20 protein-coding genes are annotated in these 24,792 nt (G+C 33.2%); 11 read left to right on the forward strand and 9 right to left on the reverse strand.

The genetic code is table 11. From position 1 onward, the window contains the following. Positions 1 to 2,049: a M16 family metallopeptidase gene (locus NQQ59_RS12330; protein ID WP_186296592.1), complete on the forward strand. Its 2,049-nt coding sequence runs from the start codon at positions 1 to 3 to the stop codon at positions 2,047 to 2,049. 177 nt (positions 2,050 to 2,226) lie between these two features. Here the strand turns inward: NQQ59_RS12330 and NQQ59_RS12335 are convergent, their stop codons facing one another. Beyond that, positions 2,227 to 3,093 (reverse strand): DMT family transporter, encoded by an 867-nt coding sequence (locus NQQ59_RS12335; protein ID WP_144215568.1) that lies wholly within the window; start codon positions 3,091 to 3,093, stop codon positions 2,227 to 2,229. Between the two features lie 101 nt (positions 3,094 to 3,194). Between NQQ59_RS12335 and NQQ59_RS12340 the strand changes: the two genes are divergently transcribed. The 3 genes from NQQ59_RS12340 (at position 3,195) to NQQ59_RS12350 (ending at position 4,603) form a co-directional block, all read left to right on the forward strand. Beyond that, entirely contained in the window at positions 3,195 to 3,572 is a 378-nt protein-coding gene (locus NQQ59_RS12340; protein ID WP_144215569.1) for a heavy-metal-associated domain-containing protein, read from the forward strand. Between the two features lie 63 nt (positions 3,573 to 3,635). After that, the gene (locus NQQ59_RS12345; protein WP_144215570.1) at positions 3,636 to 4,211 is read left to right on the forward strand and encodes a Crp/Fnr family transcriptional regulator; all 576 of its coding nucleotides are present in this window, start codon (positions 3,636 to 3,638) and stop codon (positions 4,209 to 4,211) included. 74 nt (positions 4,212 to 4,285) lie between these two features. Then, the gene (locus tag NQQ59_RS12350) at positions 4,286 to 4,603 is read left to right on the forward strand and encodes a DMT family transporter (protein WP_144215571.1); all 318 of its coding nucleotides are present in this window, start codon (positions 4,286 to 4,288) and stop codon (positions 4,601 to 4,603) included. A 46-nt stretch (positions 4,604 to 4,649) separates the two neighbouring features. On the opposite strand, the gene gldD is transcribed toward NQQ59_RS12350, so the two are convergent. From gldD to mutY, 4 genes are read right to left on the reverse strand one after another with little or no spacing between them, the layout of a single operon-like run. Next, positions 4,650 to 5,210, reverse strand: a complete 561-nt coding sequence (gene gldD / locus NQQ59_RS12355) for a gliding motility lipoprotein GldD (RefSeq protein WP_144215572.1) — start codon at positions 5,208 to 5,210, stop codon at positions 4,650 to 4,652. After that, a complete protein-coding gene (locus NQQ59_RS12360) occupies positions 5,203 to 6,507 on the reverse strand; it encodes a gliding motility-associated protein GldE (RefSeq protein ID WP_144215573.1) in 1,305 nt (434 codons plus the stop codon). The genes gldD and NQQ59_RS12360 overlap by 8 nt, the downstream gene beginning before the upstream one ends. A 26-nt stretch (positions 6,508 to 6,533) precedes the next feature. Continuing rightward, a complete protein-coding gene (locus tag NQQ59_RS12365; RefSeq protein WP_144219780.1) occupies positions 6,534 to 6,974 on the reverse strand; it encodes a single-stranded DNA-binding protein in 441 nt (146 codons plus the stop codon). Between the two features lie 36 nt (positions 6,975 to 7,010). Beyond that, positions 7,011 to 8,057: an A/G-specific adenine glycosylase gene (gene mutY, locus NQQ59_RS12370; RefSeq protein ID WP_144215574.1), complete on the reverse strand. Its 1,047-nt coding sequence runs from the start codon at positions 8,055 to 8,057 to the stop codon at positions 7,011 to 7,013. 140 nt (positions 8,058 to 8,197) lie between these two features. On the opposite strand from mutY, the gene NQQ59_RS12375 reads away from it, so the two are divergent. The 3 genes from NQQ59_RS12375 to NQQ59_RS12385 all read left to right on the forward strand — a co-directional run bounded on the left by NQQ59_RS12375 (position 8,198) and on the right by NQQ59_RS12385 (position 11,315). Beyond that, a complete protein-coding gene (locus NQQ59_RS12375) occupies positions 8,198 to 8,488 on the forward strand; it encodes an HU family DNA-binding protein (protein WP_007805026.1) in 291 nt (96 codons plus the stop codon). 384 nt (positions 8,489 to 8,872) lie between these two features. Beyond that, a complete protein-coding gene (locus tag NQQ59_RS12380; protein WP_144215575.1) occupies positions 8,873 to 10,417 on the forward strand; it encodes an Rne/Rng family ribonuclease in 1,545 nt (514 codons plus the stop codon). A 97-nt stretch (positions 10,418 to 10,514) separates the two neighbouring features. Continuing rightward, positions 10,515 to 11,315 carry a hypothetical protein gene (locus tag NQQ59_RS12385; RefSeq protein ID WP_144215576.1) on the forward strand — a complete coding sequence of 267 codons (801 nt, stop codon included), beginning with the start codon at positions 10,515 to 10,517 and terminating at the stop codon, positions 11,313 to 11,315. A gap of 423 nt (positions 11,316 to 11,738) precedes the next feature. On the opposite strand, the gene pbpC is transcribed toward NQQ59_RS12385, so the two are convergent. After that, entirely contained in the window at positions 11,739 to 14,114 is a 2,376-nt protein-coding gene (gene pbpC, locus NQQ59_RS12390) for a penicillin-binding protein 1C (RefSeq protein WP_144215577.1), read from the reverse strand. 391 nt (positions 14,115 to 14,505) lie between these two features. After that, positions 14,506 to 20,193, reverse strand: a complete 5,688-nt coding sequence (locus NQQ59_RS12395; RefSeq protein WP_144215578.1) for an alpha-2-macroglobulin family protein — start codon at positions 20,191 to 20,193, stop codon at positions 14,506 to 14,508. A gap of 219 nt (positions 20,194 to 20,412) precedes the next feature. Between NQQ59_RS12395 and NQQ59_RS12400 the strand changes: the two genes are divergently transcribed. Next, positions 20,413 to 20,943 (forward strand): hypothetical protein, encoded by a 531-nt coding sequence (locus NQQ59_RS12400; protein ID WP_144215579.1) that lies wholly within the window; start codon positions 20,413 to 20,415, stop codon positions 20,941 to 20,943. A 25-nt stretch (positions 20,944 to 20,968) separates the two neighbouring features. Here the strand turns inward: NQQ59_RS12400 and NQQ59_RS12405 are convergent, their stop codons facing one another. Both NQQ59_RS12405 and NQQ59_RS12410 read right to left on the reverse strand, forming a co-directional pair. Beyond that, complete coding sequence (locus tag NQQ59_RS12405; protein ID WP_144215580.1) at positions 20,969 to 21,601, reverse strand: hypothetical protein; 633 nt, start codon at positions 21,599 to 21,601, stop codon at positions 20,969 to 20,971. A 7-nt stretch (positions 21,602 to 21,608) separates the two neighbouring features. Then, positions 21,609 to 22,052, reverse strand: coding sequence for a nucleoside deaminase (locus NQQ59_RS12410; protein WP_125722166.1), 444 nt, complete (start codon positions 22,050 to 22,052; stop codon positions 21,609 to 21,611). Positions 22,053 to 22,115: 63 nt separating this feature from the next. Between NQQ59_RS12410 and NQQ59_RS12415 the strand changes: the two genes are divergently transcribed. The 3 genes from NQQ59_RS12415 to NQQ59_RS12425 are packed head-to-tail and all read left to right on the forward strand — an operon-like array spanning position 22,116 to position 24,746. Then, the gene (locus NQQ59_RS12415) at positions 22,116 to 23,054 is read left to right on the forward strand and encodes an energy transducer TonB (protein WP_144215581.1); all 939 of its coding nucleotides are present in this window, start codon (positions 22,116 to 22,118) and stop codon (positions 23,052 to 23,054) included. An 8-nt stretch (positions 23,055 to 23,062) separates the two neighbouring features. Beyond that, positions 23,063 to 23,872 (forward strand): hypothetical protein, encoded by an 810-nt coding sequence (locus NQQ59_RS12420; RefSeq protein WP_144215582.1) that lies wholly within the window; start codon positions 23,063 to 23,065, stop codon positions 23,870 to 23,872. Position 23,873: 1 nt separating this feature from the next. Then, the gene (locus tag NQQ59_RS12425) at positions 23,874 to 24,746 is read left to right on the forward strand and encodes an energy transducer TonB (protein WP_144215583.1); all 873 of its coding nucleotides are present in this window, start codon (positions 23,874 to 23,876) and stop codon (positions 24,744 to 24,746) included. Positions 24,747 to 24,792: the final 46 nt, after the last annotated feature.

Here is a 24,792-nt window from a genome sequence, read left to right on the forward strand (position 1 = left end):
ATGAAAAAAATATATACTTTTTTAATCCTTTTATTCCTAACTGGAATTATGCAAGCACAAGATCGTCCACAACCTAAACCAGGTAACGCCCCAGTAGTCAACATCAAAAAACCACAGACCTTTGTTTTAGCAAACGGAATGAAAGTTTTGATTGTTGAAAACCATAAATTGCCTCGAGTAAGTTTTACACTTACTTTAGACAACGCACCATTTACTGAAGGCAACAAAAAAGGAGTTGACGAATTAACAAGCAGTTTAATCGGAAACGGAACTAAAAAAACAACCAAAGAAGCCTTTAATGAGGAAATTGACTTTTACGGAGCTAACATCAATTTCACTTCTCAGGGCGCTTATGCGAGTTCTTTATCCAAATATTCTGGACGTGTTTTAGAACTTTTAGCAGAAGGTGCTTTACAGCCAAATTTCACACAAACAGAATTTGACAAGGAAAAAGCAAAACTTTTAGAAGGACTTAAAGCAGATGAAAAAAGCGTTCCAGCTATTTCAAATAGAGTTGTTGATGTTTTAGCTTTTGGGAAAAATCATCCAACTGGCGAATATCTTTCTGAAGAAACTGTAAAAAATGTTACGTTAGAAGATGTTCAAAACAACTATAAAACTTATTTCGTTCCAGAAAACGCGTATTTAGTAGTTATTGGAGATGTAAAGTTTAAAGACGTAAAAAAAGCTGTAGAAAAATTATTTAATGGATGGAAAAAACAAGCTGCACCAAAAAACACTTATCCTGATCCTGCCAATCCTTCAAAATTACAAATTGATTTTGTAGATGTTCCAAATGCAGTTCAATCTGAAATTTCACTAGTAAATACTGTGAATTTAAAAATGAGTGATCCTGACTTTTTCCCTGCTGTTATTGCAAATCAAATTTTAGGAGGTGATTTCAACAGTTATTTAAATATGAACTTGCGTGAACAACACGCATGGACTTACGGAGCAAATTCAAGTATTGGCAGCGGAAAATATGTAACTAAATTCAAAGCTTCTTCGGCAGTTAGAAATACTGTTACAGATAGTGCCGTTGTTCAATTTATTAAAGAAATCAAAAGAATTCGTACTGAAAGAGTCGATCCTGAAGTTCTAAGAAACGTAAAAGCCGGTTATATTGGAAGATTTGTTATGCAGGTAGAAAAACCTCAGGCTGTTGCACGTTATGCTTTAAACATTGAAACAGAAAAACTTCCTGCTGATTTTTACGAAAAATACATTCAAACGATCAACAATGTTACCGCAGATGATATTTACCGCGTAGCAAACAAATATTTCTTATTAGACAATATGCGTATTGTTATTGTTGGAAAAGGATCTGATGTTCTTTCTGGCTTAGAAAAACTACAAATTCCGATTTCATATTTCGACAAATATGGAAATCCTACTGAGAAACCTTCAACAAAAAAAGAAGCTCCAAAAGATCTTACAGCTAAAACTGTTTTTGAAAATTACATCAAAGCAATTGGTGGAGAAAAAGCAGTTAGTTCTGTAAAAACACTTTTTATGAACGGCACGACTTCTATACCACAAGCTCCTACTCCATTGACTTTTATTTCTAAATCAGATGCAAAAGGAAAAATGACAGTTTCGCTTTCAATGGGAACAATGACCTTAATGAAACAGGTGGTTAACGAAAAAGGTGCTTACGTAGAACAACAAGGACAAAGAAAAAACCTTGAAGGCGACGATTTAGCTGAAATGAAAGCTAATGCTGCTCCTTTTGAAGAATTGCAACTAGCAAAAAGAACCGATTTAAAAGTAGACGGAATTGCACCAATTAACGGAAGCGATGCTTATGTCATCAAAGATGGCAAAACAACCTATTATTACGATGTGAAATCAGGTTTAAAAACCGCTGAGTCCAAAGTTCGTGAACAAGGCGGAAAATCAGCAGAACAAATCACCAATTTTAATGACTATAAAGAAGTAAAAGGTGTTAAAGTTCCTTTTAATTTAGTTCAGAATGTTGGTTTTGAATTGGATATTAAAATGTCTGATGTAAAAATCAACGAAGGAGTTTCTGAAAAAGATTTTTTATAATCTAAGAAACTAAGGTTCTGAGATACTAAGATACTAAGTTTTTTTTACTCATAGGCTTTGTCAAAGTTTTAAACTTTGACAAAGCTTTTTTTTTATAAAGCATGTAAGACCGAGCAAAGCAGAAAACTATTTTACAAATAACTTATAACTTACAACTCATCACTCATAACCAAAAAATTACTTTTTCGCCGATAAATAAACTCCAATCAAAATAACGAACGCTCCAACAGATTGAATTGGCGTTAGAAATTCATTATCCAATAATCCCCAGAAAAAAGCAACAATCGGAATTAAATACGTTACTGATGTTGCAAACACAGGCGATGACATTTGAATCAATTTAAAGAAAAGAATGTTGGCTATTCCAGTCCCCAGAACACCTAATATCATGACAAAAAATATAGAATGTTGCGTTTCTACAAAATGTATTTTCTGGCTGATATCAGTTGTACTTAAAATAATCAATGCTGGCAAAAATAAAACTGCAAAATTTCCTGTTGTAATACTAACCGAATTCAAATCATGCAAATATTTCTTAATTAGATTTACGTTAATTGCATAACTAAGTGTTGCAATAACCACCAACAAAACATACAAATAATTTTCAGTTCCACTTGAAGAATCGCCACTTAAAACCAAAAGCAAGCAGCCTACAAGTCCCACAAAAACACCTAAAACTTGTCGTTTTTGAAACTGAATCCCAAAAGCTATAATTCCTAAAACTAAAGTATTTAAAGGCGTTAGAGAATTTAAAATAGCCACAATAGAACTATTTACTTGAGTTTCGGCAATAGCAAAAAGATAAGCTGGCATAAAAGTTCCAAAAAAGGAAGTAATAGCAACATATTTCCATTGGCGTTTAGAGATTTTCTTTAAACTATTAAAGCCAAAGATCAACAGAAAAAGCGCTGCAAAAATAATTCGGAACGATCCTACTTGAATAGCAGTCAAGCCAATTAGTCCTTTTTTTATTAAAATAAAAGAACTCCCCCAAATAAGAGAAAGAATCGCTAAGTAAATCCACTTTAACTGTTTTGTATCCATAAATTGTAATTTACTGCAAATTTGTAATTATTTTACGAACTGAGCGCGCTCTTTTTATTAATTTTGCAGGAAAGTAATTCGCAATTTAAAATTTATATATAATGAAAATTTCAAAAATCTTAATCGCCGCAACAATCGCTGGATTAGTATTTGTTGGGTGTAAAAAAGCAGAAGACAAAAGTCTTGAAGTTGTAAATGCTGAAAAAACCGCTCCAAAAGAACACAAACCAATCGCTGCTGAAAATCTTCAAACAGCAAGTTTCCAAATTGAAGGAATGACTTGCGCTATGGGATGTGCTAAAACAATCGAAGAAGAATTAGCAAATCTTGATGGAGTTGACAAAGCAACAGTCGATTTTGACAAAAAAACGGCAACAGTAAGTTTCGACAAAACAATCCAAAATCCTGAGTCTTTAACAAAAGTAGTTCAAGAAACTGGAGACGGAAAAACATATAAGGTTTCGAATTTTAAATCTTAATTGATTTTAATTATTGGAAAGGCGTTCAAATGAACGCCTTTCTTTGTTTAAAAAGTAGAATAAATGACATCTTACGGCAAAAATCCAATTATTCAGCAATTTCTAAAATACGGAAATCTCAGCAATGAAGCCGCAAAGGAAATTGATAGCAAAACAAACTTTTTTCTTAAAAAAAAGAATGAACATTTTTTAAGAGATGGTCAAATTTTATCCAGCTATTTTGTAATCACCAAAGGATTAATCCGTGCTTACTTCTATAGAAATCAAAAAGAAGTTAACACTTGGTTTGGAGAAGAAAACCAAATTTTTGGCTCTATATTGCCAATTTACGCCAATAAACCATCATTTGAAAACATAGAATTTCTCGAAGATTCAGAAATCTATTCTATTTCATCAAATGACCTGAATGATTTGTATCGCACTTATCCTGAATTAAATTTAATTGGAAGAAAAATAGCCGAAGAAGTCTGTATTATTCTTGAAGAAAGGGCGGTCTCTTTACATACAGAATCTGCCGCAGAACGTTACAAAACCCTCATAAGACTACAACCCAATCTTCTTAATCGTATCAACTTGGGACATATTGCATCTTACCTAGGAATCACTCAGGAAACATTAAGCCGAATCAGAAAGTACTAAATGATTTTGATCTACATCAAAAAATAATTCAAGACTAGAAAGTTACTTTGCATTTCAATATTAAATTATACAAAATGAATTGGATTGCTTTAGTTATCGCAGGAATTTTCGAAATTGGTTGGCCTTTAGGTCTGAAAATGGCTCAACAATCAAACAGTAATAAATTTGGATGGATATTTATCGCTGTCCTATCAATGGTTATAAGCGGAAGCTTATTATTTTATTCTCAAAAAACAATTCCTATTGGCACGGCTTATGCAGTTTGGACAGGAATCGGAGCTGTTGGAACACTATTCGTTGGGATACTATTCTTTGGTGATTCATCAAGCATTCTTAGACTTTTATCCGCCTTTCTAATCATTATCGGAATCATCGGTTTGAAATTATTCTAACTATTATTATAAAAAAAAGGAATCCAAATTGGATTCCTTTTTTTATTTATTTCCATTTCAACGTTTCCATCAAACGCTGCATATCGTTTTTAACATAACTCGCAGCAGGCATAATCGAGTCAAAATTTGGTTTTGCGTAAAAATACATCGAACCAATTAAAAAGTGTTTTGTACTGTCGGTAACGTAAAACTGAGAATTTGTCGCTGCATTTCCATCAACTTGATAAAACATTCCGTAAACCTTTTTTTGTGGATTTAAATACGGTTGTTCTAAAATATCATCTGCCTTAATTACGTGTTCGTACGTTAATTTTTGGGCATCACGCAATAACTTATCGATATTACCATTTACAGGCTTATAAGTCAAATAAATTGTTGCTTTCATTTTTGGATAAGTAATTGCAAAACTGCATTCTTTTTCTCCTTTAATAATAGCATCTTCATTCATTTCAAAAGCAAACGGACAAGTATTTTCAAAATTCACATATTTCGCTTCTGGATAATCTAATCGCAAAAAACTTGTTGGCTTTGGCAAGACATCATTTTTACAGCTTATAACCGTTAAAGCAAGTAAAATTGCTGCTATTGAAAGTATTCTATTAAACATTTTTATTTATTGTTACTTTTATTTGTTTTACGCGCTTTTTATCAACTGTTTCTACTGTAAACACACAGTTTTCAAAAGGCACTTTTTGATCTTTTTTCGGAAAATTACCTAAAATTTCCAGAATAAAACCCGCTAATGTTTCTGCTTCTCCTTTATGAGATTCAAAAACATCTTCATCCACATCTACAATTCTGTAGAAATCTTTGAGGTTTATTTTTCCTTCAAAAAGAAAATTATTATCATCAATTTGAGAGAAGTTTAAATTTTCATCATCAAACTCATCACTAATATCTCCAACTATTTCCTCAATAACATCTTCTAAAGAAACTAATCCAGAAGTTCCTCCATACTCATCAACCACAATAGCCAAATGACTTTTTAAACTTTGAAAATCCTTTAAAAGATTGTCCAGCTTTTTATTTTCAGGAACAAAGAAAGCTTCTCTAATCAAAGACGCCCAATCAAATTCTTCTTTATCAATATGAGGCAGTAAATCTTTTACGAAAAGAACCCCTTCAATTTGATCGATATTATCACGATAAACTGGAATTCTAGAAAAACCTGTTTCAATTATTTTTGGATAAATTTCAGCAAATGATTCTGATATTTCCAATGCAAAAATATCAATTCTCGGACTCATTACCTGCTTTGTATCGGTATTTCCAAAAGAAACAATTCCTTCCAAGATTTTTTGTTCTTCTGTAGAAGTTCCTTCAGAATCGGTTAATTCCAAAGCCTGAGAAAGCTGATTGATTGAAAAATTATTTTTTTGTTTCCCTAATTTATGCTGCAAATATATAGTAACCGCACGCATTGGCAAACTTACTGGAGAAAGTACTTTATCTAAAAATGCCAACGGATAAGCCACGCGTTTAGCAAAACGAATACTATTTCTGCTGGCGTAAACTTTAGGAAGCACTTCGCCAAACAATAAAATTAGAAAAGTAACTAAAACAACTTCTAATGTGAATTTGAAAGCTACTGAACTTACACTGGCAAAAATATTCTGCCCCATATAAGCAAACAAAATAACTACGCCAATGTTAAAAAAGTTATTTGCAACAAGTAATGTTGCCAAAAGCTTTTTAGGTTTATCTAATAAATTGGAAATAATTTTACCTTTTGCAAGATTATCGTTAAGAGTATCATCAATGTCCTGCTGCGATAAAGAAAAAAGAGCGACTTCAGCCCCAGAAACTATAGCTGAAAGAAATAACAAAATAAAAATTCCGACGAAACCAATAATTAAATTAGCGTCAAAATTGGTAGAAAAAAGTAAACTGGGCTCTGGGTCCAAATTGCATAAAATTAGTTAAACATCTCTTAGAAAGGCAGATCATTAATCGGAAGCCCTTCGTTAGGAGCATCAAAGTTAGTATTTTTTGTTGGTTCTGCCTCCTGATTTTGTTTGGTATGTGCAGTTTCTTTTTTGGTAGTCAGAAAAGTAAACTCTGTAACTTGAATCTCTGTCGTATATTTTGTAGTTCCGTCTTCGGCTTGCCATTGACGAGATTTTATTCTTCCTTCCACATAAATCTTATCTCCTTTAGAGAGATATTTTTCACAGATTTCTGCTGCTTTATTTCTAACAACCAAATTATGCCATTCTGTGGAAGTTATTTTTTCATTGGTCGTTTTATTGATGTATACCTCATTGGTAGCCAGCTGAAAACGTCCGATGCAGTTTCCTCCATCAAAATAATGCATCTTCACATCATCGCCTAAATGGCCAATAAGCATCACTTTATTTAATGTTCCGTTCATAGTTTTTGGTGGTATTTCTACCAAAGATACATTTTTTTAGCAATTTATTTCCTGCTTTTCTATAAAATTGTAAATCACAATAGGAAAAGGAAAAGTTTTTAATTTTTCGGCATCAACTCCATTTTCAATTTTTTCTTTCACTCTAATTTTCCAAAACTGTATATGTAGGTGCTGATGCGAAAGTTTGTGTACAATCGTAGATTCATTATAATCTTCTATACCTATAATAGTATATTGATTAAACATTTCTTCTTTGGTTATTTTTGAAACGGTTTCAAAATCTGCAATCGATAATGTTTCTAAAAGCGGAAACTCATATAAATTATGCCAGATTCCTTTTGCAGTTCTTTTCTGAATTAAAGTATTACCGTAAACATCTTCTAATATTAAATAATTAAAGAAGCGATTAGATACTTTTATTTTTTTAGACTTAACAGGAAGCTGACTAACTTTTCCTTTTTGTAATGCCGCACAACTGTTATTAAAATCGCAATTTGTACAATCTGGACTTTTAGGCACACATTGTAAGGCGCCAAACTCCATTATAGCCTGATTAAAAACTGCAGGATTATCTTTAGGCATTAACTCTTGAGCCAAAGCAGTAAATTCTTTTTTAGTTGCCGGCAGCGCAATGTCAGACTCTACATCAAAATATCTAGACAATACGCGAAACACATTTCCATCGACAACAGGAACCGCTTCATTATAAGAGAAAGAAGCAATTGCGGCTGCAGTATATTCACCAACTCCTTTTAGTTTTAAAAGTTCTTTATAAGAATCTGGAAAAACTCCATTTAAGTCATATGCAATATATTGAGCTGTTTTATGAAGATTTCGAGCTCTCGAATAATACCCTAAACCCTGCCAAAGTTTCAAAACTTGCTCTTCTGAGGCATCAGCTAAATCTTTTACAGTAGGAAATTCCTTGGTAAATGCAAAAAAATACGGCATTCCTTGCGCAACTCTTGTCTGCTGAAGCATAATTTCTGAGAGCCAAATATGGTACGGATCGACCGTTTTTCGCCAAGGTAAATCACGCTTGTTTTGTAAATACCATTTTATCAATATGTTAGAAAAATCCATTCGAAAATACTTAGAATACAAAAGTAAATGTTTATGTAATTAAAATTTAACGAATTAGCTTGATTAATTATTTTTTTAATTCCTATATTTGCAAACTCAAAAAAATAGTACACCATTTATAAAATAAAATAGGAAAGAAAATGACGAAAGCAGATATCGTAGCGAAGATTTCAGAGAAACTAGGTCTTGAAAAAGGAGACGTTCAAGCAACAGTAGAAACTTTTATGGAAGAAGTTAAAACTTCTTTAGAGACTGGAGACAATGTTTACCTAAGAGGTTTTGGTAGTTTTATCGTTAAAACTAGAGCTGAAAAAACTGGAAGAAACATTTCTAAAAACACTACAATTAAAATTCCAGCACACAACATTCCTGCGTTTAAACCTGCAAAAGTTTTTGTAGAAGGAGTTAAAACAAACAACGAAGCAAAATAATATTAATTAACATAAATCAGACACGATATGCCAAGTGGTAAAAAAAGAAAGAGACATAAGGTAGCTACTCACAAACGTAAGAAAAGAGCGAGAGCTAACCGTCACAAAAAGAAAAAGTAGTTTTAAACTACTTTTTTCTTTTTAAAAGTTCATTGAAATTGGAGTTTGATAGTCTCGTCACAGTTTAAAGTTTGCAGCCTAAAACTGCTTACTGCCACTGAAAACTGGCAACTAACTCCTCCGGGTAAATACCTGTTAAAAATATTGTTTAATCCATCTGTAGATAAGATTTTAGATTTTAGATTCCAGATTTTAGATTTTTATTAAGTCTATTCTCTTTTCTCTTTTCTCTATTTTCTGAAAAAACAGATAAAAATTTACAGTGTGAATAAAGAATTAATCATTAGATCTAGTTCTGAAGCCGTAGATTTTGCCTTATTAAAAGATGGAAAACTAATTGAATTACACAAAGAACAAGAAACAAGCAACTTTCAGGTTGGTGATATTTTTATTGCCAAAATCAGAAAACCAGTTGCTGGACTTAATGCTGCTTTTGTAAATGTAGGCTTTGAAAAAGATGCTTTTTTACATTATCACGATTTAGGTCCAAACTTAGCTTCCCAACTGAAATTCATAAAACTTGTAAGCGCAGGTAAAATAAAAGATTTCTCCCTAAAAACCTTTCAGTTTGAAAAAGAGATTGACAAAGATGGCATCATTACTGATATTTTAAGTGCCAATCAATCTGTCTTAGTCCAAGTTGTAAAAGAACCTATATCTACCAAAGGTCCAAGAATAAGCGCTGAGCTTTCACTGGCAGGAAGATTTATCGTTCTGGTTCCGTTTTCTGACCGTGTTTCTATTTCTCAAAAAATAGAAGACAAGAAAGAAAAAGACCGTTTAAAAAAACTTGTTCTATCGATCAAACCTAAAGGATTTGGTGTTATTGTTCGTACAGTAGCCGAAGGCAAAAATACAGCCGAATTAGAAAAAGATTTGCAGAACCTGCTTAGCAGATGGACTGCAATGTGTAAAAAATTACCAACTGCTCATCATCCGTCAAAAGTATTAGGAGAGCTTAATAGAGCTTCTTCAATATTAAGAGATGTATTTAATGATACCTTCAGCGGTATTCAAATAGATGATGAAGAGTTGTACCATCAAACGAAGGATTATCTGCAAGAAATTGCGCCTTCAAAACAATCGATTGTTAAGTTTTATCAATCAAATGACACTCCGATTTTTGAGAAATACAATATAGAGAGACAAATCAAAACTTCTTTTGGCCGAACTGTTTCCATGAGTAAAGGTGCTTATCTTATCATTGAACACACTGAAGCTCTTCACGTTATAGACGTAAATAGCGGAAACCGTTCTAACAAAGCAACCAACCAGGAAGATACAGCCATGGAAGTAAATATGATTGCCGCTGCAGAAATCGCAAGACAACTACGCTTGCGCGATATGGGCGGAATTATCGTAGTTGATTTTATCGATATGTCTAATCCAGAAAACAGGAAAGTTTTGTTCGACTTCTTGCGAGAAGAAATGAGCGACGATAAAGCAAAGCATAAAATATTACCGCCAAGTAAGTTTGGTTTGGTCCAGATTACAAGACAGCGCGTAAGACCAGAAGTTAATATTAAAACCAGAGAAGAAGATCCAAATAAAGTCAATGGTGAAATTGAAGCACCAATATTAATAATTGACAAGATCACCTCTGATTTAGAAAGACTTTTAAAAACCCACAATAAAGTTGTGCTTAACACACATCCGTTTGTGGCTGCATACCTCAGTAAAGGTTTTCCATCATTACGTTCAAAATGGTTTTTTGAACATAAGAAATGGGTGAAAATCATACCTCGTGACGCTTACACGTACTTAGAATATCATTTCTACGATAAAAAAGGAAATGTTATTTCAGAATAAAACAAAACCGCCTTTCGAAAGATTGGCGGTTTTTTTTATGTAAAAACAATAATAAAAATATTATTTTTCTTACTTTTGAAGGTTAAATAATATTATAATGCCTTTCAATATCTCTCAGCCAAATTTTAAAGTTTTACTTCCTATTGTTTTTGCTTTGTTTTTATATCACTCAAAAATGTCTGCTCAAAATGATACGATCTTTTTTGATAAAAACTGGAAAGTCGTCAATAAAGAAAACGCTCTATATTACCGAATTAAACCTCTAAGAATAAATACAAAAAAAGCTGTCGGCTACAAAATAGAAAACGTCGATTCTCTTTTTGTTATTAAAGATTATTATCTGGACAATAATCAGTTACAATTTCAAGGTTATTCAAGTGACTTTGACGCTAAATACTTATTCGGCAAAGCCGAATGGTTTAATGCTGATGGAAAAATAATTGATGCAAACAATTTTAATTATAACCAAAATAAGAATAGAGGATTCAAAATCCCTGAATCTAAATTACCAATTTTTTATCTGGATTATAAAATAGCCAACAAAAGTCTCTTAACAGGAGGCATAGAATTTTGCCTGTCTTGTGAAAAGGAAAACAAATTATTAATCGGAGCAGGTTTTGGAATTACAAATAGTTATAACGGAAATTATTACGGACTGCCTGATATACATTTATACTACAGCAAAGAACTTCTATTTATAAAAACAGGAAGCTCTCATAAAAATGCCTATGTATTAGGCGGACTTACCTTTTTAAATGTAATTGATTTAGGCATTGGTTACTCTTTTCCATATACAAATGAAAATACAGCTGTATTTAAAGGATTTACTACTGGAATTACTTTAAGATTTAATGGAGAATCTAAAAATGCTTATCAAAAATTTAATATTATCCAGTAAACTACTCTTTCAAAATCTTAACTTTTCTTCTCCTCCATAGAAAAAATAATAAAGAACTTAGGGAAGAAACAAAAGCGACAAAATAAATTGTATATAATACATATTTTGTACCTCCATTTCCCCTTAATCTAAAGCTTCTAAAGTCAAAAAAAACCATACTTGACAAAAGAAGACTTGCGAGATAACTTATAGAAACAAATAAGAGATATTTATATAAATTTGAAGAAAATTTATACCTCTCAAAAATTACCAACATTGATTTTATTGGAAATATAACTGTATAAAGAAAAGACCATAGAATCATAATTTTTTCAGTATTTCCTCCAACGAATATAAGTCCAAATAATGTATAATTATTAAACAATATTGATAGAACGAGAATTACTAAGTATACGTATATTACTTTCATGGTTTCAATATTTATTATTCTCTTACAATTTCAATTTTTCTTCTAATTTCGTTTCCAGAAGCATCCACAACTGTAATAAAATGCGTTCCTGTTGTTGGCGTAATTGGCAATTCATGGAACGTTTTGGTTGTGGCTTTATACACATCGTCAACATACCAAAATAGCTCTTTATCCCTTTCAGAATACGCTACTTTTAAAATTACTGGTTGCACGTTACTATTAAAATCCTTTGTTAAATAGATTTTACTATTTGCTTTGGGGTAAATAAAATCCATTGTTGTGGTTTGCGTTCCTTCGCAACCTTCTTTAAACGGTGGCAACGGTAGATATTCTATATGTTGGCTTTTGTAATACCACGCCATAACCGGAGGTAATACAAACCAGTTTTTAGTCACAATGTTATCGATATTTTCACAACTGCTGTTAACCTGAAACTGTTCTTTTTTATCTAAATGAATCGTTTTATGATACGGACAAACTTTCGTAGATTTTCCTTTTTTAGGAACCCATTGTTTGATTTTTGGGCAATTATCTTTTGCCAGATAACCGCTTAATCGACAAACCTCAACTTCTGCTAAATCATGGTACGGAGTATCAAACCATCTTTGTCTTGGCAATAAATTAAAAACATCAAATAAAATTGGTGCCGCGCTGGTAACTCCCGTTAGAGTTGGTCTTCCCTCGCCTGTTGCATTTCCAACCCAAACTCCAACTACATATCTGGAATTTGTTCCAATAGCCCAAGCATCTCTATTTCCGAAACTGGTTCCTGTTTTCCAAGCAATTTTAAGCGAACTGTCATAAAACTTCCAAGCTTCGTCTCCTTCAGGTCTGTTGACTTCTTCCATTGCATTGTAAGTCAGCCAAATTGAACCTGCGCCCAAAATATTCTTTTGGTTGGTTTCTGATCCAAAATCGGGTTTAAAATCATTTTTATAATTGAGTTCGGTAAATTCGTTTGTTCGGTATTGCCCTTTATTTTTTGTGTAATAATTGACCGTAGACGAAAGATTCGCATATGTTCGGCATAAATCCCACAAATTACTTTCTGCACCTCCTAAAATCAACGAAAGCCCGTAATGATCGGGTGTTTTATTGATATTCCTTAATTTGAATTTCTGCAGTTCTTCATAAAATTTATTTACGCTAAAATCCTGCAACATCAAAACGGCAGGAATATTTAACGAACGTGATAATGCGCGATGTGCAGGAACTGCTCCGTCAAAAGTCAGATTAAAGTTTTGAGGTGTATAACCCGAAATCTGTGTCGGAATATCAGCAATTAAAGTATTCGGAAGCAATTCGCCATCGTCTAACATAGCTCCGTACAAAAGCGGTTTTAATATACTTCCAGTACTCCTTGGCGCATCGATAATATCGACATCTTTTTGATGATCTGCATCGGCTGGAGAATTTCCAACATAACTCATTACATTTCTGTTTTGAACATCAATTACCAAAATCGCCAGATTGTGAACTTCATTTTGTTTGTATTGATTGTAATAATATCTCGCAATTTGATTGACTCTATTTTGCAGCGCATAATCAATTGTAGTTTTTACTCTTGTCCCTTCTTCATTTTTAGCGACTCTTTGAAGCAAATGCGGCGCGATTTGAGGCAGATCATATGGTTTTTGAGGTAATGGCTCTTCGATCGAAAGTTCGTATGTCTGCTTGTCGATTATGCCTTCTTGATGGAGTTTTAATAAAAGTCGGTTTCGTTTATTTAATAGTTTAATTTGATTTTTTCCTGGATAAATCAAACTTGGCGCATTCGGTAAAACAGCCAAAACTGCATTTTCTGCCCATGATAATTGATTAGATTGAACGCCGAAATAGCGCCATGAAGCCATTTCTAATCCCACAACGTTTCCTCCAAATGGCGCATGAGCTGCATACATTTCGAGAATTTCATTTTTAGAATAGCCTAACTCTAATCTGGTCGCGAGAATAATTTCTATTATTTTTTCGAAATAGGTTCTGTTTTTTCCTTTTCGTGATAATCGAATTACCTGTTGTGTCAAGGTGCTTCCGCCTCTCACTACTTTTCCTGCTTTTTTATTTTGCTTGAAAGCATTGATCATTGCACCTGGATTAAAACCGGGATGTTTATAAAAGTATTCGTCTTCAAAATAAACAATGCATTTTTTGAACTTATCAGGAACACTGTCTTGTTCTGGAAAACGCCATTGTCCGTCACGAGCAATTTTAGCCCCGAGAAGTTCTCCTTCTTTGCTTTCTATAACGGTTGAATAGGGTTCTTTGAATAATGTTCGAGGTATCGAAAAATAGTAAATCAGCAAGAGCAGAAATGCAATTGCTGATTTTATTTTGTTTTTTTTAATCCAGTTGAAAATGCGCTGGAGGAATGCTTTAATTTTATTTTTCAATGCTTGTTTTTTTTAACCGCAAAGACGCTAAGTAATGCGCAAAGTTCGCAAAGTTTTTTCTCTCGCAGATTCCGCAGATTTTAGAGATTTCTTTTATCTGCTTGATCTACAAAATCTGCGAGAGACTTTTTAATCATATTTTTTTTGCCACAGATTACACAGATTAGCACAGATTTCTAAAAATCTTTTTAATCCTTATAATCTGTGGCTATATTAAGTTGCTCTATTTTTTTCTCTCGCAGATTTCGCAGATTGTGCAGATTTATTTTTATCTGCTTGATCTGCAAAATCTGCGGGAGGCATTTTAATCATATTTTTTTGGCACAGATTATAAAGATTAGCACAGATTAAAAAAAATCCTTTTAATACTTATAATCTGTGGCTAACAACTTTATTTCACCACCTCAACCCAGAAGCCTTTTGTTCTTGCTAAGAATGTATTATCGTACATTGCTTCGCATTGTAATCCAGGCAGGTAATAATTTCCTAAATAGGATGCGTTTAACAGAATACGGAAAACTTTCGTTTCTCTTGCTTTCATTCCGAAATAGAAATTTGTTCTGTCGTCGCGGATATCTATATAATCTGCAATGTTGTTTACTGCATCTCCATAATCCGTGAAACGAGTATTTACGATCTCAAATCCTGAAGGCAAAATTTGCGATAACGCAACGTTTTGAACACTTTCACCTCTTTGGTTTTTAATGGTAACCTCAGCAACAAATTCAGTTCCTTGGTTGATTTTGGAAACATTGATCACACTTCCTTTTCTGTCTTTGAACACAATCGAAGCCGTAACATCGCTTTGAACGGCATTTTCTTGTCCGATTGGCAAAATTCCAGTGTTCAAGACGCGAACATAAACCGTATTTGTTTTATTGTTTTTAAGCGTAATACTGTTTGTACCAGAAGCAACAGACAAACTGCGATCTGCAACCGATTTTCCTGTGTTGATTGTTTCTCCTTTTCCGTTTTTACTAAACTGAATATTGATTCCTTTTGGACCGTTGCTCACTGCAAATTTCGACATTGCATATAAACAATAAGCCGTTGTCTGCGTGCTCATCCATTGATTTGCTGACATTTCCTTAGCTAATTTCGTTGCTGTTACAAATGCTTTTTGTTTTTGATCCAATAAAAGCATTGTTTCTAAAGCCATTGCTCTATTTCTTTCGCTTGAACCATAATAGTAATAGCTGTAACCATCTGAACTTCCGTCAATACTTGTTTTCAAGAATAAACTTTGCCCTGCTGATTTTTGACCTGCTAAAACATAAGCTGCAGCCAAACGAAGCATACTTTCATTCGAAATACCTTTTGTTTCTCTTAATCTGTTCATTGCAGATAAATCGGCATTTCCAGCTAAAGCCAAAGTATATAAACGATATGCCTGTGCTAAATCATTTCCGTATTTCGGTTCAAAACGCCATTGTTTCGCTTCTTTTTGCTGATACGACAGCCATTTTGATTTGAAGTTTATTGGTAATACATATCCTTTTTTCTCCGCTTCAATCAAGAAATGTCCAGCATAAGAAGTTCCCCAATCGTCTGCAATTGCATTTCCTTGCCAATACGGAAGACCGCCATTTGACAATTGGAAATTACCCAATCTGGCAATTCCAGCTGCAATATTTTTCTGAATCAGATCTTTGCGTTTTGCATCAATATCTGCCACATCGCCTAAATACAATTGTGGAAAAACTGATGAAGTCGTCTGCTCCACACATCCGTGAGGATACTGAATCAAGAATTGTAATCTTCCGTTCAAATTCATAGATGGCATTGACGAAACTTCCAGTCTTGCTTTGTTGCTTCCTGCAATTCCAAAAGTTTTCCATGAAATTGTTTTAGTACTATTTGGCGTCAAAACAACATCGGTAAAAGTACTCGTAACCGGATTCGGATTTGTCATATCAATTTCCACATCGTAAACTGATTTCTCGCTTCCGGATGTTGCAATTACCTGAACTTTTGCAATTCCAGTCGCAGATCCTACGACCAAATTAAAATACGCCATTTTCTCGTCTGGTTGCGCAAAATTCAAACTTTGAACTGCACTTCCCATTACTTTTAATCCGTTACTTGTTTTTACCTGAATCGAAACATTTTTAATTTTGTTTTCAGTCGCAAAAACCGTTACCGGAAGCGTTACTTTTTCTGATGGTGAAATTTTTCTTGGCAACGAAGCCAAAACCATTAATGGACTCTTAACTTGTGTTGCTTTTTCAACACTTCCGTAAGCGCTTGTTTTTGCATCGCCTGCCACAACCATTGTACGAACTGATCCAATATATTTTGGCAATTTTAATTGATGTGATTTTGTTTCTCCTTTTTCTAGTTTAAATGGTCCATAGTACAATACAACAGGTTTGAAACGGTTTGCTTTTTTAGCTTTTCCTCCGCCTAAATCCTGGTCACCACCAATACTGAAAATTTGGTTTATTTTTCCACCATAAGCGCCAATTACATCATCGTAAATATCCCAAGTTTTCACTCCTAAAGCTTCACGAACATAGAAACTATCCCAAGCATTTGGTGTTTTAAAACGAGTTAAATCTAAAAGCCCTTCATCGACAACTGCAATGGTATAGGTCATTTCTTTACCTGATTTTTCGCCCACTTTTACTGTAAATGGCTGTTCTGGTCTTAATACATCCGGCATATTAAGAGTTGGTGCCAAAATGGTATTTTTATCTACTACTTCGATTGGCACAATTCCATACATACGAATTGGTGAATCGTTTTTAGTTGAAGCATGAGGCTGTAATAATGTAATATTGAAATATACATTTGGTGCCATTTCTCCCGTAATTGGAATTTCAACTTTGGTTTCTCCTTTTTTAGTTTCTGCCCAAATAGTCTGCACTACTCTTGATCCGTTTTCTACAGAAATCAAAGCACGTCCGCCTTCACTTGAAGGGAAAGAAATCTGTGCTTTTTCTCCAACAGCATAGTTTTTCTTATCTGTTGAGAATACTAACATATTAGCCGTTGATGCATCTCTATTACGTGTTTTTCCAGACCAGATTGGCCAGTCGATATTTACTGTTAAAGATGTAGCGTGACCATCTTCCTGATCGGCAACACGAATTAAATAACGTCCCCATTCTTCATCTGCTAAGGCAAACTGGAAACTTCCTTTTCCGCTTGAATCTGTATTGATTACGAAAGTTTTGTATGAAGTCGTTGCATTCGACGAGTTATAATTCGATAAATTATCGCTTGAAGAATCCCACCACCATCTCCAATCTACTTTGTAAACTCGAACTTCAAGATTACGAACCGATTTTGGTCTTCCGTTTTCATCAACTGTTACGACATCAAAACGATTGTTTGCTCTTGTTTCAAGCATACTATATTTGTTCAACTCTGGCGTTTTAACTCCAACATAGGTTTTGTATGGAGAATAAGTAGTTGACATTACATCCGTACTGAAATCTCCGCCTTCTTCATACACTTTTGTAATGAATGAAGCGCGCAACATTCCCGGTGCCTGACCTTGTAATCTTGGCTGAATGTTTATTGAAGCTTTTCCGTTTTCGTTTAATTTTCCTGAGAAAACATTGATTTCTTCTGTACTGAATTGGCGTGCTAAATCATCAAAAGTATATTTTTCGTATCCTTTGAAAGTTGTGCCTTGCTGAGAGAATTTAGCCTGCATTTCTACATTCAAATTCTTTGCAATTGCCCCATGAAGCCAAGTTACTTCCAGATTATCTGTATTTGGATAAGATGCAGAAAGTGTTTTTCTGCTAAATGTATTTTTGATTTTCAAACGATTTGGTTTGATCGTTTCAATTTTAATACTCTTATAGAATTTCGCACCTCCAACGCTTACCATTGCTTCCCAGTTTCCTGTTGGCGCATCTTGGTTTGTCGGCACTGTAAAGGCATAATGATTGAGATCATTTGTTTTCTGAACGGTTTGATAAACTGTTTTTCCGTTTGGATCGTTTAATCGGAACTTAATTGGATGTGATTTCGGCAGTTTATTCGCTGCATCATTCAAAATAAATGATAAATACAAATTATCTCCAGGACGCCAAACGCCTCTTTCTCCGTAAATAAATCCTTTTAAACCTTTTTGTAAAGTCTCACCTGCAACATCAAAATTACTTACTGATAAAGAAAGTCCATCATCCAACTTCACGTAAGTCGATTGATCTCCTAAAGTAACAATCGCAAAATAAGCGAATTTGTCTAATTGGAAAGACGCAATTCCTTCACTGCTTGTTGCTTCAGAACCTATTTTCTGCTGTTGGAAATTGTACAATTCTACTCTTGCATTTGAAACTGGTTCTGTTGTAACAATATTATTTACAGCAAATAAATACGATTTATTTTCTCCTCTTTTAGCAATAACTCCTAAATCTGTAGCTAAAATATTAGTCGCAATTCTGGCATTGTAATAGTATGAACCTGTACAAGGATCTTGGCTTTCTCTCCAGTCATAATCGTCATAATAATAGTAATCGTCGTAAGAGTTTCCGCTGTAGTTTACATCATTTTCGTCCACTTCTTCTTCCTCGGCTTCATCTTCATTATTGTCTGAAGTTTCACATTTATAAAGCGAATATTTCTTCTTGTATACAAATTCCACTCTGTAAATTGCTCCTGGTTCTGGTTTTATAATTTTAGATAAATCTAAAGCATAGGTATTCCATTTTGAGAGATTTACAAGTGTGCTTTCTCTTAAATTTAGCGTTGTTTTCGCAATCGGCTGCGCGACTTTTTTAAGGTTTTGTCCTCCGTTTAATTCATTGTATTGAAGAAATTGCAGAATGTTGTTTTTATAAATCTTATACACTTTTACATCAACAGCACTCAGATTCACCGCTTCAAAATTCAGTTTTAAATTGTTTGAACTTGGCAGAATCGTTCCGTTTTTAATAAAACGAATATTGGGTTTGATCTGATCAAATGAGATTTTCTCGCTGTAATTGTTTTCCAGCTTTTTACCGTACTGGCTTTCGATTCCCTGAAAAACTTCCAATAATAATTCACCTGTAACAACTTGTTCCGGTTCTGCATCTGGTATATATTCAACGGCTTCTTCTACAACTGCAGCGGCAGAATCCACTGCAACGGCAGCTGAATCAACCACAACTGCAGCCGAATCTACTGCTACTGCAACAGGTTCTTCTACTGCTACTGCTATTGGCTCTTCTTTTTTAGGCGCATTTTGGTTTGTAAAATATACTTTAAGTAAGTTTCCTTGAGTAGAGAACTTAAGGTTATTAGTATTTTGAATCGAAACCAATCCAGCAAAATCCTGTCCTTTTTCTAAAGGTTCAGAGAAGTTAATTAAAACCTGCTGATTGTTTCCGTCTGGAACTTCCACTTTTATAACCTTAAATTCATTGATGCTGGTGATTGGGAAATCGATCTGACCTTTCTGATCGATATCAAAATCATTTCCGTCATAAATAATCTCCAAATTTGAAGCTTCTGATTGACGCTGAATACTGTCAATTATAAAATGAAATTCTTTACCTAAACTCGGATTTTTATCAAACTTAATTTTAAGGTCATTTCCATTATGTTTGGCCTTTACCAATTTAATAGCGGTTTCCAAATCAATATTGTCTGCCGTTTTTAATGTACAGTTTAAATACTGATATTCTTTACTATACGACTGAATGTCGGCTGTATTGATGGTAAAATCCTGTTTAACAGTTTTAACTGTAAAGTTGAATTTTGAAAGTTCCTTTTCTTTCTCTTTCGGAATCGCAGTCAGTTTATCTAAGTTTAAAGTCACTTGATATTCTGTTCCTGCTTTTAATTTTTTCTCTGGAATAAAAGCTAATGTATTGGTAGAAAGCGCTATTACTTTTCCGTGAACACTTGGCGAAATATCGAACAAATCATCATCTAATTCCTGATTGGGTTTCCAGTCGTTTTTATCGAATGCCAAAACCACACGAATATCAGAATCTGCCGAAACGATACCGCCTGTAAAACTGGTAATGTAGTCTTTAAATAAAGAAAAATCGGAATTAAAATCTGCAGCTGATTTGCGTCCGCAGGATTGAAAAATAAAAAACACAAAAAATACGAGAAATAGTCCTTTTGCTTTCACTTTTATCTGGAGTTAATTGGTTAACATTTTTTGAAATTTAATAGGTGTCTGCTTTAAGCCATAACAGCAAAACACAAATTAAATTATGATAAAAGTAAAATATTTTTGTAATCTTTTAAGAAGAAAATTCTTTAGCAATGATTATTTAACTTTTGTTGAAGTTTTATGTTATTGGATCAGAAAAATATAATATATTTCTCACTTTTAAAATTTGATTTCATGACACGTAATTCACAAACATATTCTACTGAAAATGAATTTATTATAAAGAACAAAAATGTAATTATTTATTTGCTGGGTGTAATATCCTTTTTTGTTTTGATTGCTTTTGCAGATTATTACGTTTTACCTACTTCAAAAACTAATGATATAATTACTCATTACGCTGTTCAGACATCGGGAAAATCCAGACAAAAGGTTTCTTATCATTATTTTACGCAAAAAGGATTTACTTTTTCTACTGCAAAAGAATTTATCGATGAAAATAATATTACAATTGAAAGTTCTTTATTTTTCAAATCTGTAACAAATGTAAAGTCTAAAACAAATGATTACACCTCTTTACTTTCTAGTAGCCTAAGCATTAATGGAATTCAATTTTATACTTGTCTTGTCCTCCTTGTTTCGCTAGGAATAAGTATTAGAATATTGCTTTCAAAAAAGGGGTTTTCGGAGAATACTTTTTACAATATTGTTTGTTTTAATTGCTTTATGATATTCTTATGCGCTTACATGGGCTATCTGTTTTAAGCCAAAATATTCGTAAAAAAGTATTTTAAAGTTCTGTTCCCAGTTTAGACAAAACTTTATCCATTTCAAGAAAGTGGCTTTCAGTATTTGAAGCATAAAAAACCTGATTATTGCTCATCACCACAATAACGTCATCATCTTGGTTCCCATAAAATTGGACTCCCTCAACCCATTGCCTAAAAGAAACTCCTTTGTTCGAAAAATTTTGAGCGATGAAATCCAATTCATTCGGCTCGATTTCATAAAATGTATCACAAGTAAAATCTAATGCAAATCCAGCTTGTAAATATGCCATTGCAGTAAAAAAGTCTTTTAAAGTTTCCGTTTCCAGATTCCAAGTCTTTTCATCATAACTCATATACACAGGCGGATTCGGTTTTGACAAATCGTCTTTATGAATTCCCCAAACACAAACTCGTTGATTTTCTGCATAAAAAATCAAATAATCTTCATGCTGAAAATGTTTAAAATCGTTTGGAGTATTTAAAGAATCTTGCGTTTGATTTAAATTCTGAATTTTACCCAATTCAGTATAATAATCAACAAAAACTTCTGGAAGTTGTCCGAAAATATTTTTAACTTCCTGAATTTCATCTTTTGCAAAACCATTTGATTCACTAATGTGAAATAGCTTTTTTATTGTTGAGAAGTCTGTCATGCTATTTTTATTTACGTCTTTCCAGAAAAAAACGTTTCATTAAATCGGCTGCTTCATTTGCCATTACACCAGAAACAACAGTTGTTTTAGGATGCAGTTTTGTTCCCATGTTTAGAAATCCGCGTTGTTCGTCACGTGCACCAAAAACGATTTTAGAAATCTGACTCCAATACAAAGCACCTGCACACATTTGGCAAGGTTCTAAAGTAACATACAGCGTACAATCTTTTAGATATTTCCCGCCAAGGAAATTAGCTGCTGCTGTTATAGACTGCATTTCGGCATGTGCCGTAACATCATTTAGTAGTTCGGTAAGGTTATGACTTCTCGCAATTACTTTGTCAGCCACAACAATTACAGCTCCAACAGGAATTTCGCCTTTTAAGTAGGCTTCTTCTGCTTCCTGCAGGGCTTTTTTCATAAAATATTCGTCGGTGAAAGGATTTTCCATAATTGCAAAAGTAAAACTTTACACATTATTATTTTTATTACATTTAAATTTTGAAATTCGAACATGGAAAAAAAACATAAAATAACCATAGCAGAACCTTGCCATGAAAACTGGGATCAGATGACACCAAATGAAAATGGGCGTTTCTGCATGAGCTGTTCTAAAACGGTTATTGATTTTACTTCTATGCTTCCTGAAGAAATTCAACATTTTTTCATTCAAAATAAAAATGAAAAGATTTGTGGTAGATTTAGAAAATCGCAATTAGAAAGTATTACTATCCAAATTCCTAATCGTGTTTTATATACGCAAACCCATTATCATAAAATATTTTTGTTGGCATTATTTATCACTATGGGAACTACGTTATTTAGCTGTGCTGATAATGAAGGAAATAAGATAACAATTGACAAAATAGAAGTTGTCGAAGATAGTGGGCCAAAAGATCTTACCAAACCTAATAACGACAAAAGTTTATCGCAAAAACCACCTTCCACTCTTCCATCATCTATCAGCGTAGAGACTATAAATGGCGGTACTGCAGAAGCTGTTGGATATTACCATGATGATTATTCTGGAACTGTTACTGGTTTACCTGCTATTGAAAACTTTGAAATATCATCTCCTGAATATCCTGGCGGATTTGAAAGATTTAATACCTACATTAAAAATGAATTTCAAATTCCTAAAAAAGCCAGACGAATTACGGGAGAAATTGAGGTTTCTTTTGTGGTAAATAAATTGGGAACTTTGGAGCAATTTAAAGTTTTTGACAATATTGGTCATGACGTTGGAGAAGAAATGATTCGGGTTTTAAAAAATTCAAAAGTAAAATGGATGCCCAAAATATTTAATGGAAAAGCAAGCCCTGACACTATTAGAATGAATATTGTTTTGCAAAAAGACAGTCTAAATACGGAAAGAAAAAACAGAAAAATTTCAAAAATAGTTTCAATTAATCTTGTCAACAAGAATGAGAAACTTGTTAGTCAAACCAACTAAATTAGAGCATGGAAAACAAATACAAAATAACGATTCCTGAACCCTGTCAAGAAAATTGGGATCAAATGGCTCCAAAAGACAATGGAAGATTTTGTTTGAGTTGTACTAAAACGGTTATTGACTTTACTTCGATGCTTCCTGAAGAAATTCAGCATTACTTCATTCAAAATCAAAATCAGAAAATTTGTGGCAGATTTAAAAAATCACAATTAGATCGTATTACGATTCAAATTCCAAATCGTGTTTTATATTCTCAGACAAACTATCACAAAATGTTTTTGCTGGCTTTGTTTGTTGCCATGGGAACAACTTTGTTTAGTTGTGCAGATAAAGAAGGAAACAAGAAAAAAATTGATCAAATCGAAATTGTTAATAATACTACTCAAAATCAAGATGAAGATGTTTCATCATGTTATGGGCATCAAATTGAATCTAAAAAACAAAAACGTGTCAAAGAAAATCCAAATAATTTTGTAATTGGAAAGTTAATAATGCCCAAAGAAGAACCTTTTAGGTATTCTACAATTTACAATTCAAATGATTTAGACATTTTACCCGCTCCAAAAGGTGGAATGAAAAAATTCTATGCTTATGTCTCTAAGAATTACACTTCTTCAAAAAAAGGAGAAATGTCTCTATTATTTGTTGTAGAAAAAGATGGTACTTTGACTAATTTTAAAGTTACTAAAAACACATCTGCAGAAAATGAAAAAGATATTATTAAGATTTTAGAATCTGCTCCTGAATGGATTCCAGGTAAATTCAAAAACAAAACTGTCCGATCATCTTACATTTTACCACTTTCATTTAAAAATTAATATGAATAATAAACATAAAATCACGATACCAAAACCTTGTCACGAAAACTGGGATCAAATGACTCCAAATGAAAATGGTCGCTTTTGTTTGAGCTGTTCTAAAACGGTTATTGATTTTACTGATATGCTTTCTGAAGACATTCAGCAGTTTTTTATTCAAAATAACAATCAAAAAGTTTGCGGAAGGTTTAGAAAATCGCAATTAGATTCTATTACAGTTCAAATTCCTGATCGTATTTTATATTCACAAACTAATTATCGTAAAATGTTCCTACTTGCTTTGTTTATTGCTATGGGAACAACCTTATTCAGCTGTGCAGATAAAGACGGTAAAAAGAAGAAAATTGAAAAAATAGAGGTTGTTACAAAAACTACATCAACTGAGCCTATTATGGTTGGAGAACCAGCAATTGACGAAAATGATACCATTCATAATGTTGTACCTCCGCCACCTCCACCAAAAGTCAATAAGGTTAAGTTTGTCAATCCTAAAGGAACGGATAAGTCTGTATGCGTTAAATCTGAGAAAACAAACAACAACAAAAAGCAGGTTGCCAAAGAACCTATCTATATCAATGGAGAAGTTGCCAGTTATGTTAATGCCGAATTTCCAGGAGGAATTGATCAGTTCTATACTTTTTTTTCGAAAGAATTTAAAACTCCTGAAGATCAATATCTCAAAAATTCTAAAATAAAAATTTCATTTGCAGTAGAAAAAGATGGTTCAATGTCGTACTTACAATCTGAACCTGCGATTGACAAGAGTTTAGAACAGGAAATCATAAGAGTTTTAAAAGCGTGTCCTAAATGGCAGCCAGGTTTATTAGATGGAAAAAAGACCAAAATGCAGTATTCATTACCAATAGCATTTTAATCTCCATAAAAAATAAATTTAAAACCGTAAATTTGCTTTTTACCTT

It is taken from the genome of Flavobacterium panacis (genome assembly GCF_024649945.1).
GTDB classification, from domain to species: Bacteria; Bacteroidota; Bacteroidia; order Flavobacteriales; family Flavobacteriaceae; genus Flavobacterium; species Flavobacterium panacis.